The 16904-nt window shown below is 64.2% G+C and carries 18 protein-coding genes; 6 read left to right on the top strand and 12 right to left on the bottom strand.

Annotated elements, in window-relative coordinates; genetic code table 11:
- Positions 1-179 precede the first annotated feature (179 nt).
- From ACFPN5_RS01750 to ACFPN5_RS01760, 3 genes are all read right to left on the bottom strand, one after another.
- Positions 180-926 carry an alpha/beta hydrolase gene (locus ACFPN5_RS01750; RefSeq protein WP_379779464.1) on the bottom strand — a complete coding sequence of 249 codons (747 nt, stop codon included), beginning with the start codon at positions 924-926 and terminating at the stop codon, positions 180-182.
- A 71-nt stretch (positions 927-997) separates the two neighbouring features.
- A complete protein-coding gene (gene rfaE2 / locus ACFPN5_RS01755; RefSeq protein WP_379779466.1) occupies positions 998-1474 on the bottom strand; it encodes a D-glycero-beta-D-manno-heptose 1-phosphate adenylyltransferase in 477 nt (158 codons plus the stop codon).
- 20 nt (positions 1475-1494) lie between these two features.
- Positions 1495-2682, bottom strand: coding sequence for a PilT/PilU family type 4a pilus ATPase (locus ACFPN5_RS01760; RefSeq protein WP_379779468.1), 1188 nt, complete (start codon positions 2680-2682; stop codon positions 1495-1497).
- A 183-nt stretch (positions 2683-2865) separates the two neighbouring features.
- On the opposite strand from ACFPN5_RS01760, the gene ACFPN5_RS01765 reads away from it, so the two are divergent.
- From ACFPN5_RS01765 to ACFPN5_RS01775, 3 genes are all read left to right on the top strand, one after another.
- Positions 2866-3807 (top strand): hydrogen peroxide-inducible genes activator, encoded by a 942-nt coding sequence (locus ACFPN5_RS01765; protein ID WP_379779470.1) that lies wholly within the window; start codon positions 2866-2868, stop codon positions 3805-3807.
- Between the two features lie 115 nt (positions 3808-3922).
- Entirely contained in the window at positions 3923-4777 is an 855-nt protein-coding gene (gene ubiA / locus ACFPN5_RS01770) for a 4-hydroxybenzoate octaprenyltransferase (protein WP_379779472.1), read from the top strand.
- A 70-nt stretch (positions 4778-4847) separates the two neighbouring features.
- Positions 4848-5165, top strand: coding sequence for an ElaB/YgaM/YqjD family protein (locus tag ACFPN5_RS01775; RefSeq protein WP_379779474.1), 318 nt, complete (start codon positions 4848-4850; stop codon positions 5163-5165).
- 104 nt (positions 5166-5269) lie between these two features.
- On the opposite strand, the gene proC is transcribed toward ACFPN5_RS01775, so the two are convergent.
- The gene (gene proC / locus ACFPN5_RS01780) at positions 5270-6076 is read right to left on the bottom strand and encodes a pyrroline-5-carboxylate reductase (RefSeq protein WP_379779476.1); all 807 of its coding nucleotides are present in this window, start codon (positions 6074-6076) and stop codon (positions 5270-5272) included.
- A 9-nt stretch (positions 6077-6085) separates the two neighbouring features.
- Positions 6086-6787 (bottom strand): YggS family pyridoxal phosphate-dependent enzyme, encoded by a 702-nt coding sequence (locus ACFPN5_RS01785; protein WP_379779478.1) that lies wholly within the window; start codon positions 6785-6787, stop codon positions 6086-6088.
- 79 nt (positions 6788-6866) lie between these two features.
- Here ACFPN5_RS01785 and ACFPN5_RS01790 point away from each other — a divergent pair, with 79 nt between their 5' ends.
- Genes ACFPN5_RS01790 through ACFPN5_RS01800 form a run of 3 tightly spaced genes read left to right on the top strand, consistent with a single transcriptional unit; the run spans position 6867 to position 9582 of the window.
- Positions 6867-7910, top strand: coding sequence for a type IV pilus twitching motility protein PilT (locus tag ACFPN5_RS01790; protein ID WP_379779480.1), 1044 nt, complete (start codon positions 6867-6869; stop codon positions 7908-7910).
- Positions 7911-7918: 8 nt separating this feature from the next.
- The gene (locus tag ACFPN5_RS01795) at positions 7919-9055 is read left to right on the top strand and encodes a PilT/PilU family type 4a pilus ATPase (protein ID WP_379779482.1); all 1137 of its coding nucleotides are present in this window, start codon (positions 7919-7921) and stop codon (positions 9053-9055) included.
- Between the two features lie 44 nt (positions 9056-9099).
- Complete coding sequence (locus tag ACFPN5_RS01800) at positions 9100-9582, top strand: glutathione peroxidase (protein WP_379779484.1); 483 nt, start codon at positions 9100-9102, stop codon at positions 9580-9582.
- A 6-nt stretch (positions 9583-9588) separates the two neighbouring features.
- On the opposite strand, the gene ACFPN5_RS01805 is transcribed toward ACFPN5_RS01800, so the two are convergent.
- The 7 genes from ACFPN5_RS01805 to glcE all read right to left on the bottom strand — a co-directional run bounded on the left by ACFPN5_RS01805 (position 9589) and on the right by glcE (position 16904).
- Positions 9589-10608 (bottom strand): alpha/beta hydrolase family protein, encoded by a 1020-nt coding sequence (locus tag ACFPN5_RS01805; RefSeq protein ID WP_379779486.1) that lies wholly within the window; start codon positions 10606-10608, stop codon positions 9589-9591.
- Positions 10609-10710: 102 nt separating this feature from the next.
- Positions 10711-12750 (bottom strand): glycoside hydrolase family 97 protein, encoded by a 2040-nt coding sequence (locus ACFPN5_RS01810; RefSeq protein WP_379779488.1) that lies wholly within the window; start codon positions 12748-12750, stop codon positions 10711-10713.
- Positions 12751-12927: 177 nt separating this feature from the next.
- Entirely contained in the window at positions 12928-13359 is a 432-nt protein-coding gene (locus ACFPN5_RS01815; protein WP_379779490.1) for a hypothetical protein, read from the bottom strand.
- A 167-nt stretch (positions 13360-13526) separates the two neighbouring features.
- Positions 13527-14213, bottom strand: coding sequence for a pentapeptide repeat-containing protein (locus ACFPN5_RS01820; protein WP_379779492.1), 687 nt, complete (start codon positions 14211-14213; stop codon positions 13527-13529).
- A 16-nt stretch (positions 14214-14229) separates the two neighbouring features.
- The gene (locus ACFPN5_RS01825; protein ID WP_379779494.1) at positions 14230-14544 is read right to left on the bottom strand and encodes a hypothetical protein; all 315 of its coding nucleotides are present in this window, start codon (positions 14542-14544) and stop codon (positions 14230-14232) included.
- 38 nt (positions 14545-14582) lie between these two features.
- Positions 14583-15833, bottom strand: coding sequence for a glycolate oxidase subunit GlcF (gene glcF / locus ACFPN5_RS01830; RefSeq protein WP_379779496.1), 1251 nt, complete (start codon positions 15831-15833; stop codon positions 14583-14585).
- 3 nt (positions 15834-15836) lie between these two features.
- The gene (glcE, locus tag ACFPN5_RS01835; protein ID WP_379779498.1) at positions 15837-16904 is read right to left on the bottom strand and encodes a glycolate oxidase subunit GlcE; all 1068 of its coding nucleotides are present in this window, start codon (positions 16902-16904) and stop codon (positions 15837-15839) included.

Raw genomic sequence — 16904 nt, forward strand, 5'->3', positions numbered from 1 at the left:
ATTGTATTTCCTGTAATGAAGATATTTACGGCGGGCTATCGTGATTGGCGGAAACGGTCAGCATCTTGACCGTTTCCCCTGCCAGATTGACGAAGATGAGACAGTTGCCGATATGCCGGATCGATCGGACTCGGCCGGACAGGCATATGGCGGGGAAGCAGATGAAATCGTGGGCCTGGTTATTTCGCCCACTGCAGCGCCGGAATATAGGCAGGGCTCTCGGAGATCCCGTTATGCCCCGCACCATCGATGATGTTGATGGTCGCGACCCCGCTTGCGAAGCGCGAGAACAATTGCGTGCTGCTCCGGACCGGGATGATCTCATCCTGCCCGGCCACGATCAGCAGGGTCGGCGCCGTGACCCGTGGCGCATGGCGCCAGGATTCGTACTTATCCTGCAGCAGCCAGCGCACCGGAAAGAACGGGAACTGCCGGGCAGCAAGCGCGCCCAGGCTGTCAAACGGTGTCACCAGCACCAGCCGGCTGACCGGGCGCAGCGCCGCCACCTGCACGGCGACGCCGGTGCCCAGGCTGCGACCGATGACCACGATGTCGCTGTGGCCGCCGCGCACCTGGTCGAACAGCGCCAGCGCATCGGAGACGAGCGCTTTCTCGGTCGGCTTGCCCGAGCTGCCGGCGTAGCCGCGGTAATGCATCAGGTAGAGGGCGTGATCGGGAAACGCGCTGTCCAGCAAGGGCAGACTGGCCGACACGTCTTCGGCGTTCCCGCCCAAATAAATGACTGCCTTGTTTCCCTGCCGCGGCCGCTCCGACACCTTCACTTGCGCGCCCGGCACGGCCAGCGTCGACGTGCGTGGCGCGAGCACGGAGGGAGTTTGCGGTGGGAAGTAGATGAACGAGCGCTGGGCAGCAAACAGCAGGAGGCAGGCGGCCGCATAGCCGGCGATGACGATCAACAGGATCATACCGAGGCTCCTTTGCATGACGCTCCTGATCCTTCAGCCGCCACCAGTCAGCGGCACTAACGCGCTCCCTCTCAGGTAGCGCGCACCTTCGTCAGCAGCTTGGTCGTCGACCGGTCATGCTCAAAATCGATGGCCACTGCCTGCCCGCCATAGGCGAGCACTGCCTGCCCTTCGGGAATCGCATCCATCCGGTAGTCGCCGCCCTTGGCATAGATGTCCGGCCGGGCTTCGAGCACCGTTTCCAGCGCCGTGTCCTCGTCGAATTCCACCACCAGGCTCACCGACTCCAGCGCCGCCAGCACCGCCATGCGGTCGTGCAAGGTATTCAGGGGCCGGTCGTCGCCCTTCCCCAGCCGCTTCACCGAGGCATCGGTGTTCGCGGCCACCACCAGCGAGGCGCCCAGTTCGCGCGCCTGTGCGAGATAGGTGACGTGCCCCCGGTGCAGGATGTCGAAGACGCCGTTGGTCAGCACGACCGGTTTCGGGAGGGCGGCGACGCGCGCCTTGAGCTCGGCGCGCGAGCAGATCTTGTTTTCAAAATTCGGCATAAGGTTTGGCTTGAACTGAGTCACGTAGGTGTTGCGGGATCTTCCGGTTGTTCTTCGAGCATCATCGACAGCGACGAGGTCGCGCCCGCGCTGCCGTCCTCCAGCTCGCGGCGCTCGCCCGACAGCTTGATCTGCAGGCGCAGGCCATTGGCCGAGTCGGCATTGCGGATCGCCTCGTCGTAGCTGATGTAGCCCTTGTTGTACAGCTCGTACAAGGCCTGGTCGAAGGTGCACATGCCCAGTTCGCGCGACTTGTGCATGATCTCCTTGATGCTGTGGAAGTTCCCTTTCAGGATCATCTCGCCGATGGTCGGCGTGTTCAGCAATATTTCGATAGCGGCTTTCCGGCCCTTGCCGTCTTCGGTGCGGACCAGGCGCTGCGAGACGATCGCGCGCAAATTTGCCGACAAGTCCATCAGCAGCTGGTTGCGCCGCTCTTCCGGGAAGAAGTTGATGATCCGGTCCATCGTCTGGTTGGCATTGTTCGCGTGCAGCGTGCCCAGGCACAGGTGGCCGGTTTCGGCGAACGCGATTGCATGCTCCATCGTTTCGGTGTCGCGGATCTCGCCGATCAGGATCACGTCCGGCGCCTGGCGCAGGGTGTTCTTCAGCGCGTTGTGCCAGGAATGGGTGTCGACGCCCACTTCGCGGTGCGTCACTAGGCAGTTCTTGTTCTTGTGGACGTATTCGACCGGGTCTTCGACCGTGATGATGTGGCCGGCCGAGTTGCTGTTGCGGTAGTCGATCATGGCGGCCAGCGTGGTCGACTTGCCGGAACCGGTGCCGCCAACCACCAGCACCAGGCCGCGCTTGGTCATCACCACGTCCTTCAGTACTTCCGGCAGCTCGAGCTTCTCGAAATTCGGGATTTCCGACGCAATCGTCCGCACCACCATGCTCACGCTTTGCTGCTGCACGAAGACGTTGACACGGAAGCGGCAGACGTTCGGCAGCGAGATGGCGAAATTGCACTCCATTTCAGCCTCGAACTCGGCCCGCTGGCGGTCGTTCATCAGCGACAGGGCGAGCGCGCGCGTGACTTCGCCGGTCAGCCGTTGCTGGCTCATCGGTTTCATCGCGCCCTGGTGCTTCATGCTCGGCGGAAAGTCCGCGGAAATGAAAAGGTCGGAACCGCCCTGCTGGTGCATGACGGTGAGCAGCTTCTGGATATAGGCCAGGGCCTCGGCCGGGCCGAAGGAAGTGGACATGGTTGCCTTTCAGGACGATGCGGACGGTATCATGGACGATGTGATATGCGATATCCAAGCGATATCCGCCGCCCGGCAATTATATCGACTGGATTCCCGGTAAAATACACTTTCTCGGCAGTGCAGGCCGGGAGCGTGGCAGATTTATCATTGCACCCCTGCAATTCGACTGGCCATACGCCTATGACACTCACCGAGCTGAAATACATCGTCGCCGTCGCGCGCGCCAAACACTTTGGCCACGCCGCCGAATCGTGTTTTGTTGCGCAGCCCACCCTGTCGGTCGCCATCAAGAAGCTCGAAGACGAGCTCGGTGTCACGCTGTTCGAGCGCGGCGGATCGGAGGTGTCGGTCACGCCGATCGGCGCGCAGATCGTGGCGCAGGCCGAGCGCGTGCTGGAACAGACCGCCGCGATCAAGGAACTGGCCAAGCAGAACAAGGACCCGCTGGCCGGGCCCCTGCGCCTGGGCGTGATCTACACCATCGGGCCTTATCTCCTGCCGCCGCTGGTGAAGAACCTGATCGACAACGTGCCGCAGATGCCGCTCGTGTTGCAGGAAAATTTCACGGTCAAGCTGCTGGAACTGCTGCGCCAGGGCGAACTCGATGCCGCCATCATGGCCTTGCCGCTCCCGGACCACGGCATGCTGATGCAGACCCTGTACGACGAGCCTTTCGTCGTGGCGGTGCCGAAGGCCCATCCCTGGGCCAAACGCCGCGACATTCCCGCCGACGACCTGAAGGCGGAAACCATGCTGCTGCTCGGCAGCGGCCACTGCTTCCGCGACCAGGTGCTGGAGGTATGTCCGGAAATGGCGCGTTTCGCCTCGCCCGGCCACGGCATGCAGCGCACCTTCGAGGGCTCGTCGCTGGAAACGATCCGGCACATGGTCGCCAGCGGCATCGGCGTCACGGTCCTGCCGCGCGCCTCGGTGCGCGACATGGAAGACCCGAACGGAATGCTCGCCTTCGTGCCCTTCTCGACCCCGGCCCCATCGCGGCGCGTCGTGATCGTGTGGCGCAAGAGCTTTACCCGGCGCGCGGCCATCGAGGCGGTGTGCAATGCGGTGGCCCAGTGCGCATTGCCGGGGGTGGATATGCTGGCCTTGGACAAGGCAGCGTAGGCATTATGTAGGGTCGGCACCGCGTGGGCACGGAGTGCCCATCCTACGAACGGCAACAAACCCGGTAAAATCGCTGTCTTGTACACAATATTCTTGCGCGACAAGAAGCGAATCCATGAACAAGCTGGCGCTCTACTTCCGGCTGGTCCGCGCTGACAAGCCGATCGGTATCCTTCTCCTGCTGTGGCCGACCCTGTGGGCGCTGTGGATGGCCTCTGGCGGCCGGCCCGACCCGGCCGTCGTCTTCATCTTCGTCCTCGGCACCGCGCTGATGCGCTCGGCCGGCTGCGCCATCAACGACTACGCCGACCGTGACTTCGACCGCCACGTCAAGCGCACGGTGGACCGCCCGCTGACGAGCGGGCGCATCAAGGGCTGGGAAGCGCTGATGGTCGCCGCCGTGCTGGCGATCGTCGCCTTCCTCCTGATCCTGCCGCTCAACACGCTGACCAAGCAGCTTTCCGTGCTGGCCGTGATCGTCGCCGGCACCTACCCCTACTTCAAGCGCTTCTTCGCGATTCCCCAGGCCTATCTCGGCATTGCCTTCGGCTTCGGCATCCCGATGGCGTTTGCCGCCATCCAGAACGCGGTGCCCGCGATCGCCTGGTGGCTGCTGGTGGCGAACGTGTTCTGGGCCATGGCCTACGACACCGAATACGCGATGGTCGACCGCGACGACGACCTCAAGATCGGCATCCGCACCTCGGCCATCACCTTCGGCCGCTTCGATGTCGCCGCCGTGATGCTGTGCTACGGGATTGCGCTGGCGATCGACCTGGTCTGCGGCTGGCTGATCGGCCTGCGCTGGTGGTTCGTGGGCGGCGTGGTGGTGGCCGCCGGGATGGCGCTTTATCACTACACCCTCATTCGCGACCGGGACCGCATGCGGTGTTTTGCCGCGTTTCGTCACAACAATTGGTTAGGTGCGGCACTATTTCTTGGTGTCGCGTTAGACTATGCGCTAGGATAATATTGTCCGAATTGCATGTCCCGTCGCCGTCCACAAGATGGCGGCCCATTTTCATAGAAAGAGGTCCCCCATGATGGAAAAAATCCCGACCCAGACCGGCTCCCGCGATCAACTGCTGGCTGACCTGAAAACCGTGCTCCAGGACGCCGAAGCCTGGCTGCGCCACGGCGGTTCGCTGACCGGCGAGCAGCTCGAGGTGGCCAAGGCCAAGTTCGAGAATGCCATCACGACCGCCAAGGAAGGCCTGGCCAACCTGGAAGTCGTGGAAAAATCCAAGGCTGCCGCCAAGGCAACCGACGTATACGTCAAGGAAAACCCGTGGAAAGCGGTCGGTATCGGCGCCGCTGTCGGCGTCGTGCTGGGCTTGCTGATCAACACCCGTCGTTGATGGCCCGCTGCCGGGCCATGCGGGCTGGAGGCTGCTGCCGCCGGCCTGCCGAGCGCCCGGCCGCTTCGCTTTTAATCCCCTGCTAATCCGCTGCTCATCCGCCCCTAATCCGCCCCCAGCTCGTCACCCAGCTCGCGCCCACGCGCCGCCGCTGCCTTCATCGCGTCGACGATCGCCGCCTTCACGCCCGCCCCTTCCATGCTGCTGATCGCCGCATGCGTCGTGCCGCCTTTGGACGTTACGCGCTGGCGCAGGGTTTCCAGTGATTCATCCGACTGCGCCGCCAGCTGGGTCGCCCCGGCGAAGGTCGCCAGTGCCAGCTGCTTGCCCTGCTCCGCGTTCAAGCCCATCTCGGTTGCCGCCGCCTGCATCGCTTCCAGGAAGTAGAACACATAGGCCGGGCCGCTGCCCGATACTGCCGTCACCGGGTCGATCAGCGCCTCGTCATCGAGCCACACGGTCTGGCCGACCGCGCGCAGCACGCTGTCAGCGGCGGCGCGCTGGCCCTCGGTTACGCCAGGCATCGCCACCATGCCCGTGATGCCCTGCTTGATCAGCGCCGGGGTATTCGGCATCGCGCGCACGATGGCGCCATAGCCGTTTATCCAGCGCGACAGGTCCGCGCTGCGAATGCCCGCCGCGATCGACAGCACTAGCTGCGAACCCAGGTGGGGCGCCAGCCTGGACGCGACCTCGCGCATCTGCTGCGGTTTCACGGCCAGCACGATGACGTCAACGCTGGCCAGTTCGGCGTCGATCCCTGATGCGGTGGACACGCCGTAGTCGGCGGCCAGACGCGCCAGCGCGTCCGGATTCGGGTCCACCACGTGGAACTGATGTGCGGCCTGCGTGGCCAGCCCGGCGATCAAGGCGGTGGCCATGTTGCCGCCGCCGATAAAAGCAATCTTCATTAAATAGTCCTAATCGTAGTTGCGGTTGCCGAAGATGGCGCTGCCGACGCGCACGATGGTCGCGCCCTCGGCGATGGCCGCTTCCATGTCGCCCGACATGCCCATCGACAGCGTGTCGATGGGCAAACCGTCGTCGCGCAAGTCCTCGGCCATCTGGCGCAGCTTCGCGAACGCGGCGCGCTGCAGGGCCGGATCGGTCTGCGGTTCGGGAATGGCCATCAGCCCGCGCAGGCGCAGGTTCGGCAACTGGGCCACCTGGCGCGCGAGCTCGCGCAATTCATCCGGCCGGGCGCCGCTCTTGGTGGCCTCGCCGCTGACGTTTACCTGCAGGCAGATGTTGAGCGGGCCCATCTCCGGCGGACGCTGTTCGGACAGGCGCTGGGCGATCTTCAGCCGTTCGACCGTGTGCACCCAGGCGAAGCTGGTCGCGATCGGCCGCGTCTTGTTGCTCTGGATCGGCCCGATGAAATGCCATTCGACCGGAGTACTCGGTTGCGCAAGAGCAACGTCAGCAATCTTTTCAACCCCTTCCTGCAGATAGTTTTCGCCGAAGGCGCGCTGGCCGACGGCCATGGCTTCGAGCACGGCTTCCGCCGGGAAGGTCTTCGATACGGCAAGCAATTGAATGGTCGAGCGCGGCCTCGCGGAGGCCGCTGCCGCAGCGGTGATTGTCGCTTCGACAGCTTGCAAGTTAGCAGCGATTGTGGACATAATGTTTTTTGTGGGAAATATTCAGGACGATGCCAGCGCGCACGCCGGAGAGCTACCCATCATGGCACAGGGATTATAAATGGACATCTCAGAACTACTCGCCTTCTCGGTCAAGAACAAAGCCTCCGACCTGCACCTCTCGGCCGGCCTGCCGCCGATGATCCGCGTGCATGGCGACGTACGCCGCATTAACCTGCCGCCGCTCGAGCACAAGGACGTGCACGCCATGATCTATGACATCATGAACGACGGCCAGCGCAAGCAGTACGAAGAAGTGCTCGAATGCGACTTTTCGTTTGCGATTCCGGGCCTGGCGCGCTTTCGCGTCAACGCCTTCAACCAGGAGCGCGGCGCGGCCGCCGTGCTGCGTACCATTCCGTCGAAGATCCTGACGCTGGAAGAACTCAACGCGCCGAAAATCTTCGGTGAGCTGGCCCTGAAACCGCGCGGCCTGGTGCTGGTGACCGGCCCGACCGGCTCCGGCAAATCGACCACGCTGGCGGCGATGGTCAACCACCTGAACGAGAGCGAATACGGGCACATCCTGACGATCGAGGACCCGATCGAATTCGTGCACGAGTCGAAAAAATGCCTGATCAACCAGCGCGAAGTCGGCCCGCATACCCTCTCCTTCAGTAACTCGCTGCGGTCGGCGCTGCGCGAAGACCCGGATGCGATCCTGGTGGGCGAACTGCGCGACCTCGAGACCATCCGCCTCGCCTTGTCCGCCGCCGAAACCGGCCACCTCGTGTTCGGCACCCTGCATACCTCGTCGGCCGCGAAGACCATCGACCGTATCGTCGACGTGTTCCCGGCTGAAGAGAAGGAGATGGTGCGGGCGATGCTGTCCGAATCGCTGCAGGCAGTCATCTCCCAGACCCTGCTGAAAACCAAGGATGGTTCGGGCCGCGTGGCGGCGCACGAAATCATGATCGGCACGCCGGCGATCCGCAACCTGATCCGTGAAGCGAAGATCGCCCAGATGTACTCGAGCATCCAGACCGGCAGCAACGTCGGCATGCAGACGCTCGACCAGAACCTGACAGACCTCGTGCGGCGCAACGTGATTTCCAGCGCCGCTGCTCGCTCCGCTGCCAAGATCCCCGAAAACTTCCCCGGTTAAGGACAGCAATGGAACGCGACCAGGCATCCAAGTTCATGTTCGACCTGCTGCGCCTGATGCTCAGCAAGGGCGGCTCGGACCTCTTCATTACCGCCGGCTTCCCGCCGGCGATCAAGATCGACGGCAAGATGACGCCGGTCTCGAACCAGCCGCTCACCGCCGCCCACACGGCGGACCTGGCGCGTTCGATCATGAACGACAAGCAGACCGCCGGCTTCGAATTGACCCGCGAAGCGAACTTCGCGATCAGCCCGGGCGACCTGGGGCGCTTCCGCGTCTCGGCTTTTGTCCAGATGAGCAGCGTCGGCATGGTGCTGCGCACGATCACGACCAAAATCCCGAGGTTCGAAGACCTCGACCTGCCGCATGTGCTGAAAGACGTGGTCATGTCCAAGCGCGGGCTGCTGATCATGGTCGGCGCCACCGGTTCCGGCAAATCGACGACGCTCGCGGCGATGGTCGGCTACCGCAACGAGAACAGCTACGGCCACATCATCACCATCGAGGACCCGGTCGAATTCGTCCACCCGCACAAGAACTGCGTGATCACGCAGCGCGAAGTGGGCGTCGACACCGACAGCTTCGAAGCGGCCCTGAAGAACTCCCTGCGCCAGGCGCCGGACGTGATCCAGATCGGCGAGATCCGCGACCGCGAGACGATGGAACACGCGATCGCCTTTGCCGAGACCGGCCACCTGTGCCTGGCCACCCTGCACGCCAACAGCGCCAACCAGGCGCTGGACCGCATCATCAACTTCTTCCCCGAAGAGCGCCGCCAGCAGTTGCTGATGGACCTGTCCTTAAATTTGCGCGGGCTCGTATCGCAGCGCCTGATCCCGAAGAAGGAAGACAAGGGCCGCGTGGTTGCGATGGAAATCATGCTCAACTCGCCGCTGATCTCGGACCTCGTCTTCAAGGGCGAAGTCCACGAGATCAAGGAGATCATGAAGAAGTCGCGCGAACTGGGCATGCAGACCTTCGACCAGGCCCTGTTCGACCTGTACGAGGCGGACAAGATCAGCTATGAAGACGCGCTGCGCAATGCGGACTCGGTAAACGACCTGCGCCTGAACATCAAGTTGAACAGCAAGAACGCGAAGGACCGCGATTTCTCGGCAGGGACCGAGCACCTCGGACTCGTTTAATCGTATCAACCGGATGATGCTCGCAGTCGCGGTATCATCCGGACATGAACGTTTTCGACTTCCACGCCAACGCACTCGACGGTGCACCGCTCGACCTGTCGCGCTACCGCGGCAAGGTGCTCCTCATCGTCAACACGGCCAGCGAGTGCGCCTTCACGCCGCAGTTCGCCGGCCTCGAAGCCCTGTACCGCCAGTTCCATGCGCGCGGCCTGGAAGTGCTGGGCTTCCCCTGCAACCAGTTCCGCGGCCAGGAACCGCTCGACGAAGCGGGCATTGGCGCGTTCTGCGAGCGCAACTACGGCGTCAGCTTCCCGATGTTCGCGAAGATCGACGTCAACGGCGCCGATGCCCATCCCTTGTACCGGCACCTGAAGTCCGAGGCGCGCGGCTTGATGGGCACCCAATCCATCAAATGGAATTTCACCAAGTTCCTGGTGGCGCCCGATGGCAGCGTGGTCAAACGCTACGCGCCGAAGACGACACCGGAGCAGATCGCCGGCGATATTGAAGCGCTGCTCGGCCGATAGTTCCCTTCAGCGCCGCTCGAACCACGTTATGAAAGCATCGAATTCCTTCTGTGCTTCCGTAACTGGCCTGCCCTCCGGTGCCAGGTTGTGGCCCGCCCCTGGCACGCGGCGGAAGGTGACATCCCTGCCCTGGGCACGGAGCTGAGCGTACATTGCTTCCGTTGACAGGATGGGCACGCTGTTATCCTGCATCCCGCTGGCGAGGTAGACCCGCGCCTTCGAGTGCGTCAGGTTCTCAGCCGTGGATTGCGCGAAAAAACTGCTCCAGCGCAGATAAGGGTGCCCCCAGGCGAACTTCCCCGTGCTCTTCGGATCAGCGCTGATGGCGTTGAAGATGGCGTCGAGCTCCTGCAGGCGCTGCAGCTTCACCTCATCGCTATCGCTCGAGCGGTAGATATTGGCGGCGAAGTCGTACAGCTGCGTCGGCCCATTGGCGCCAAGCAGAACGACGTCTGTCACCTCGGGAAACGCGCGCGCCAGGCCGGCGGCCATCGGCGCGCCCTCGGAAGAGCCCACCACCAGCACGCGCGCCGGATTCACCTCAGGCCGGCGCAAGGCGTGACGCAGGGCCTGCTTCAGTGTGGCCAGCCAAGCGTCATACGAAAAGTGTTGGTTGAATGCGCCGGCGCATCCGATGGCCGAGCCCCGCTCGCCCTTTTGCGATTCGTCCGACTGGTAAGGCTTGTCCACCGCCAACACCGCGTAACGCCCTCCCTGCGCCAATGGTATCCAGGAATAGAGGGTCGAGTAGCGGTTGGGTGTGCCCAATCCGACAAAAGGCGGGGTGCAGCCCGAGCCCTGGATGTACAGCACCAGCGGCGACTTCTTTGCGGGCCGGGACAGGTAGTACCGCACCGGCGCGCCGCCTTCTCCGGGCAGGGTCACGCGCATTATCGCCAGCGTATCGACGAGGCTGAAGACCTCTTCCTGTACAGCGGGAACAGCCAGGGCCGCGCCGCAGGAGCTACCCGCCAGCAGCAGGCCGGACAGGAGGATGGTCGAGAGTCGTGGCATGAACCGGGGCATGGCTTTCCTGGGCTAGGGTAAAGCCTGCGATAGTGCCATGGAAGCGGGGCCGGAAAGCTCTCCAATACTCACGGCCCTTTCCCTACCCTCTATCCCTGCCCGTTATTGCTGCTGCGTAAAGCGGATCGCCTGCCCGCCGCCCGGCGCCAGGCGCAGCTGCAAGGCATCCTTCGCCGTCACGCTGCGCTTCTCGACGACGAGGTCGAAGCGGCGCTCGCTGCGGTAGTCGGCCCCGTCGCCGTCGCGGTAAATCTCGGCGACATAGGTCTTGCCCGCGTCGAGGAAGGACAGGGGCAGCGCCAGCGTGCGCGCCTGGGCGTCGGTCACGGCGCCGACGTACCAGTCGCTCGAGTTGCGGTCGCGGCGCGCGATAGTGGCGTACTCGCCCACGGCGCCGTCCATCACGCGCGTGTCGGCCCAGTCGGTCGGCACGTCGCGGATGAACTTGAAGGCGGCCGGGTACTTCTCGTAGTTCTCCGGCAGGTCCGCCGCCATGGCGAGGGGCGAATAGATCACGACAAAGTTCGCCAGCTGCTTGGCCTGGGTCGAGTTGAAGGTCTTGCCGTCGGCACCGACCAGGCTCAGGACGCCTGGCGTGTAATCCATCGGGCCGCTCAGCATGCGGGTAAACACCAGCTTGGCCTCGTGGTCGACGCTGTTGGGCGGGTTGCCCCAGGCGTTGTACTCCACGCCGCGCGCGCCTTCGCGCGTCATCCAGTTCGGGTAGGTGCGGCGCAGGCCGGTGTCCTTGACCGGCTCGTGGGTGTCGATGGCGATGCGGTATTTCGCCGCCTCGGTTACGGCCTTCTGGAAGTGGCGCACGCCATCCTGCGAATCGTAGTGGCCGTAGCGCGGCTTGCCGTCGCGCCCGGTGAACAGCATGCCGCCCGCTTCATGCACATAGCCCGACTTGACGCTGTCGATGCCGTGCTTCGCGTACAGCTTGTAGGCCGCATCCATCTGTTTCTCGTAGGCCGGCAGGTTGCCGCCGGTTTCGTGGTGTCCGATCAGGCGCACGCCCTTCGATTTCGCATACGCGGCCAGGCCCGCCAGGTCGAAGTCCGGGTAGGACCTGGTGAAGCTGAAATCGGCGCCGCCGTGGCCCCAGTCGCTCTCCCAGCCCAGGTTCCAGCCCTCGACCAGCACGCCGCGGAAGCCGTTCTTCGCGGCGAAGTCGATGTAGCGTTTTGTATTCGCGGTATTCGCGGCGTGCTTCGGTCCCGCGTTCCAGGTGCCTTTTTGCAGGTGCATCTCCCACCACACGCCCACGAATTTCGAGGGTTTCAGCCAGGAGACGTCGCCCAGCTTGTTCGGCTCGTTCAGGTTGAGCACCAGGTCCGACATGTACAGGCCGGCCGCATTGTCGGCGATCTGCATCGTGCGCCATGGCGTGCTGAAGGCGCCCTTGCGCACCACCGCCGGGCCGTAGGAAGACGGCGCCAGCATCGCGCGCAGCTTCTGGCCGGCCACCTTGCGCAGCCACATGGTGGCGTAGTCGACCAGGGCCGCCTCGTGGAAGGCGATGTGGGTGCCGTCATCCAGGCGCAGGGTCAGGGGTGTATTGGCGATGCCGATTTCGGCGAGCGGCGCCTTGCGGATCTCTTCTTCCAGGCCCGGCAGTTCAGCGGCCGGGATCCACCATGCGGTCGCCGGCTTGGCGACCGTGAATTCGGTCAGCTCGTCGGTGATTTCGACCTCGCGCAGCTGCGGCTGGTCCGGGAATTCGTAGCGGAAGCCCACGCCATCGTCATAGATGCGGAAAACAATGGCCAGGCGGCGCCGGCCCTGCTTTTTCTGCTCGACTTCGACCCGCAGCTCGCGGTAGCGGTTGCGCACGAACTGGCGCTCGCCCCAGGGCTGTTCCCAGGTCGAGTCGTGATCCGTCACGGCTTGACGGTGCAGCGTGAAACCGCCGTCGAGCTTGTGCGCATTGGCGAGATTGAAGCCGAGGCGCGACAGGCCAATGACTTCCTTGCCCTTGCGCTTGACCGCGTAGCCGAGCTTGCCGCCGCCGTCGACCTGTACCTCCACGTCGATGAGCTTGCCAGGGGACGCCGCGCTGGCGATCACCTGTTGTGCCCATGCATTGAAGCTGAGCGTGAAGGAAGCTGCCAGGACGGCAGCAATGCGGCAAATGGTCATGCGGTGGTCTCCTTGTCGCTATCCCCGCCCGAGGTAGCAAAACTACGAATTATGGGTAAGCTGAACGGGGATGATATGACAAAACTTGTAACTCGACTACCAATGCATGACTGTGCAAAAGCGCCAGGCGAAAAAAAGCCCGCGACTTGCGCGGGCCTGGTTCCTGCCTGATAACGCTTACTTGGTCTGGGCGGTAGCCGAGACGTTAGCGCCATGGTTGGCGTGGTCGGCGTGAGCGTCCACCGATGCCTTGGCTTCCTTGGCGTCGGCCTTGACTTCCGCCTTGGCATCCTTGACGTCGGCCTTGACTGCTGCTTTCGCGTCCTTGGCATCGGCCTTCACCTTGGCCTCCGGCTTGGCGTCCGCCTTGGTATCAGCCTTCTTCGCGGTTTTTGCAACAACCTTGGCCTTGGTGTCGGCCGTTGCCGCTTTCTGGGCTTCCTTGGTAGCACCCTTCAGGTCAGCCTTGGCATCCTTGGTGTCCACCAGGACGGCGGTCTTCGTATCCTTGGTCTCGACAGTGGTCTTTGAAACAGTCGAATCCGGGACTTGTGCGAAAGCGGTGGTAGCGAACAGGCCGGCGATCAGGGTGGCAGTGATTTTTTTCATGGTGCAGCTCCTCGGTTTAGTTGTCGTCTCAGGACACGTTGTACATGTCACTGAGCGATTAACGGGGCTCAGCCGGAAGCAGTTGACCGGTTTAACAATTTCTTACATCGCTGGCAATTACTTACAAGTCATAGGATGCCTGTTGCAAGCGCTGTCGCGGCTGCCCTTCATGCGACATTCAGGCCCATCGCGCGCACCAGTTCGGCGGCCTGGCGGGGCGAGATCGTCGCGCCCGCGAACAGTTTGGCATTCACGAGCTTCAGGCCGCCGAGGTCCGCCTCGCGCAGGTCGGCGCCGTTGAAGCGCGTGTCCTCCATATGCGCGCCGCGCAGGCTGCCGCCTGCGAACACGGCGTCGCGAAAATCGCAGCCGGACAAATCGGCGTCGGCGAAATCGAGGCCGACCAGCGTCATCTTGCGGAAGGACATGCGGCGCAGGTCGGCGCCGATGAGCAGGCTGTCCTCGAAGGCCAGGCCGAGATAGCTGATTTCCTCGAATGCCGCGCCGGTCAGTTTACAGCTGCGGAAGGTGCCGGACGCCAACTTGGCGCGGCGCCACTTGGTGTTGTTCAGGTCGGAAGATTCGAACAGGGCGTCCACCAGGTCGCCTGATTCGAAATCGGCATGCCCGGCCCGGCAGCGCTGCCAGCGGGTGCGCGACAGGTTGGCGGCGTAAAACGAGGTCTCGGCAAGCAGGCAGTTGCGAAAGCTGGCGTCCTGCAGGTTCAGGCGCGAGAGGTCGGCGCCTGAAAAATCGCAGTCCTCGAAAGCGAGGGTGGCGTCATCCGCCAGCAACTGTTCGATGCGGGAACGGTCCAGGGATTCGTTGGTGAGGGTAATGGTTTGACGTGGCATGGGCGCTTGGGTGGCGTCAGCGCGTTTCGATCTGCGCCGTGCCGTGGATGACGCAGGCGCGGTTGACGTCTTCCAGGAAGCGGATCGCTTCGCCCTGCGACAGTGACGACGGAATCAGGCGCGCCAACGCCGCCTCTGCGCTGACGCGGTCGAGCCCGTAGGCGATGCTGCGCGAAACCTCGCGCGCGGGTTTGCCGTCGCTGTTGTACAGCGAATCGTAGACGCCTACCTCTTCCCACAGGGGGACAAAACCGGGGCTGGTGGAATCCTCGAACACGACGACGGGGGCGTCCCCGCCCTCTTCGCGCACGAGGCGGAATACAAAACTCATTGCTCTCTCTTGTGGGTTACGGATGGGGAGAAATGCTATCACGGCGGGTTGCGCCGCGTCGGCACAGGACCCTGCAACGCCCGATCCACCAGCTCGATCCAGTGCGTCACCGGCGTCTGCGTCCCCGACTGCAAATGCGTCATGCACCCGATATTCGCCGATACGATCTCGCTCGCCCCGGTCGCTTCCAGGTTGGCCAGCTTGCGGTCGCGCAGCTCATGCGCAATCTCGGGATGCAGCACCGAATAGGTGCCGGCCGAGCCGCAGCACAGGTGGCTATCGGCGCACAACACCACGTCCACGCCGGCGGCGCGCAGCACGCCTTCGACCTTGCCGCGGATTTGCTGGCCGTGCTGCAGCGTGCACGGCGGGTGGAAGGCCACGCGCTTCATGATCTTGCCGCGCAGGCTGGCGGCGAGCGGCTCTTCGAACTCCGGCATGATTTCGGACAGGTCGCGCGTCAGCATCGAAATGCGTGCGGCCTTGGCCGCATACGCCGGGTCCTGCGCCAGCAGGTGCCCGTATTCCTTGACCGTGACGCCGCAACCGGATGCGGTCATGACGATGGCTTCCACCTGATCGACATACGGCCACCATGCGTCGATATTGCGGCGCATGTCGGCCAGGCCGCCAGCCTGGTCATTCATGTGATAACGCACGGCGCCGCAGCAGCCGGCCTTGGGCGCGCGCAGCAGCTGCACGCCCAGGGCATCGAGCACCCTGGCGGTGGCGGCATTGATGTTCGGACCCATCGCCGGCTGCACGCAGCCTTCCAGCACCAGCATCTTGCGGGCGTGGGTGCGTGTCGGCCACTGGCCGGCGGCGCGTGCCGGCTGCAGCTTGTCCTGCAGCGCCTTCGACAGCAGCGGCCGCACGGCGCTACCCGCCCGGAATCCCGTCTTGAACAGCGCCGTGCGCGGCAGCATCTCCTTCAGCATGGTTCGCTTGAGGCGGTCCGCGGGTTTCCGCGGCACGCGCTCTTCCACGACCCGGCGCCCGATGTCGACCAGGCGCCCGTACTTCACGCCCGACGGGCAGGTCGATTCGCAGTTGCGGCAGGTGAGGCAGCGGTCCAGGTGGAGCTGGGTCTTCTCGGTCGGTTCGGCGCCTTCCAGCACCTGCTTGATCAGGTAGATGCGCCCGCGCGGGCCGTCGAGCTCGTCGCCGAGCAGCTGGTAGGTCGGGCAGGTGGCGGTGCAGAAGCCGCAGTGCACGCAGGCGCGCAGGATCGCTTCGGCCTCGATGCCGTCCGGGGTGTCCTTGATGAAATCGGCCAGATTGGTTTGCATGGTTCAGGCCATCCTTCCGCGATTGAAAATGTGCGACGGATCAAAGGCCGTCTTCAGGCGCTCGTGGATGCGCGCCACGGCGGGGGCCAGCGGCTGGAACACGCCAACTCCCTTGTCGCCGCCACGGAACAGCGTCGCGTGCCCGCCTGCGGCAGCGGCGGTGCGGCGGATGCTGTCGGCCGCATCAGGACCGGCGCGCAGCCAGCGCTGCGCTCCGCCCCACTCGATCAGCTGCGCGCCGCCGAGCACGATCGCGCCGGTGCTGGATGGCACCGACAGGCGCCAGAGCGCCGTCTCACTACGAGCATCGCCACCAAAGAAAACATGGCGCTGCTCGCGCAAGTCCGCCCAGAAGGCGTCGGCATCCTGCATCACCTGCCCGCCCAGCGATGTGACCGCCGCCTCCACCGCGGCCCGCGCGCCCGACAGGCGCAGTGCCAGCACGCCGTCGTTCCAGCAGCTGCCGGAGATCGGTAAAGGCTGGCCGCCCCACTCGTTGAGCTTGCGGATCGCATCGATCTCGCTCATGGCAAACTGCAGCGTGCTCTCGGCAACTGTCCGCGGCAGCACCTTGACCGACATCTCCAGCATCAGCCCGAGCGTGCCCAAGGACCCGGCCAGCAGGCGCGAGACATCGTAACCGGCCACGTTCTTCATGACCTGGCCGCCGAAACGCAGCACTTCGCCCTTGCCGTCCATCATGGTGACGCCCAGCACGAAGTCGCGCACGCCGCCGCTGTTGGCGCGGCGCGGGCCGGATAATCCGGAAGCGATGGCGCCGCCGAAGGTGGCACAAGAGGTGGCACCATCGCCAAAATGCGGCGGCTCGAAGGCCAGCATCTGGTTGCGCTCGGCCAGCACCGCTTCGATCTCGCGCAGGGGCGTGCCGCAGCGCGCGGTGATGACCAGCTCGGTCGGCTCGTAGTCGACGATGCCGGCGTGGCCGCGGGTATCGAGGATCTCGCCCTCGAGGGGGCCTCCGTACCAGTCCTTGGTGCCGCCGCCGCGGATGCGCAGCGCCGTGTTGCTGGCAGCCGCCGCGAGTACCTGCTCCCTGAATTGTTCGATCAT

The sequence above is a fragment of the Massilia niabensis genome (assembly GCF_042655085.1).
In the GTDB taxonomy this organism is placed as follows: Bacteria; Pseudomonadota; Gammaproteobacteria; order Burkholderiales; family Burkholderiaceae_D; genus Telluria; species Telluria niabensis.

Coding starts and splice junctions, on each gene's coding strand:
- ACFPN5_RS01805 (WP_379779486.1), bottom strand. CDS start 10,608: ATGCCCCGGTTCATGCCACGACTCTCGACCATCCTCCTGTCCGGCCTG.
- proC (WP_379779476.1), bottom strand. CDS start 6,076: ATGAAGATTGCTTTTATCGGCGGCGGCAACATGGCCACCGCCTTGATC.
- glcF (WP_379779496.1), bottom strand. CDS start 15,833: ATGCAAACCAATCTGGCCGATTTCATCAAGGACACCCCGGACGGCATC.
- ACFPN5_RS01825 (WP_379779494.1), bottom strand. CDS start 14,544: ATGAGTTTTGTATTCCGCCTCGTGCGCGAAGAGGGCGGGGACGCCCCC.
- ACFPN5_RS01810 (WP_379779488.1), bottom strand. CDS start 12,750: ATGACCATTTGCCGCATTGCTGCCGTCCTGGCAGCTTCCTTCACGCTC.
- ACFPN5_RS01765 (WP_379779470.1), top strand. CDS start 2,866: ATGACACTCACCGAGCTGAAATACATCGTCGCCGTCGCGCGCGCCAAA.
- ACFPN5_RS01795 (WP_379779482.1), top strand. CDS start 7,919: ATGGAACGCGACCAGGCATCCAAGTTCATGTTCGACCTGCTGCGCCTG.
- ACFPN5_RS01790 (WP_379779480.1), top strand. CDS start 6,867: ATGGACATCTCAGAACTACTCGCCTTCTCGGTCAAGAACAAAGCCTCC.
- ACFPN5_RS01760 (WP_379779468.1), bottom strand. CDS start 2,682: ATGTCCACTTCCTTCGGCCCGGCCGAGGCCCTGGCCTATATCCAGAAG.
- rfaE2 (WP_379779466.1), bottom strand. CDS start 1,474: ATGCCGAATTTTGAAAACAAGATCTGCTCGCGCGCCGAGCTCAAGGCG.
- ACFPN5_RS01800 (WP_379779484.1), top strand. CDS start 9,100: ATGAACGTTTTCGACTTCCACGCCAACGCACTCGACGGTGCACCGCTC.
- ubiA (WP_379779472.1), top strand. CDS start 3,923: ATGAACAAGCTGGCGCTCTACTTCCGGCTGGTCCGCGCTGACAAGCCG.
- ACFPN5_RS01785 (WP_379779478.1), bottom strand. CDS start 6,787: ATGTCCACAATCGCTGCTAACTTGCAAGCTGTCGAAGCGACAATCACC.
- ACFPN5_RS01775 (WP_379779474.1), top strand. CDS start 4,848: ATGATGGAAAAAATCCCGACCCAGACCGGCTCCCGCGATCAACTGCTG.
- ACFPN5_RS01815 (WP_379779490.1), bottom strand. CDS start 13,359: ATGAAAAAAATCACTGCCACCCTGATCGCCGGCCTGTTCGCTACCACC.
- glcE (WP_379779498.1), bottom strand. CDS start 16,904: ATGATCGAACAATTCAGGGAGCAGGTACTCGCGGCGGCTGCCAGCAAC.
- ACFPN5_RS01820 (WP_379779492.1), bottom strand. CDS start 14,213: ATGCCACGTCAAACCATTACCCTCACCAACGAATCCCTGGACCGTTCC.
- ACFPN5_RS01750 (WP_379779464.1), bottom strand. CDS start 926: ATGATCCTGTTGATCGTCATCGCCGGCTATGCGGCCGCCTGCCTCCTG.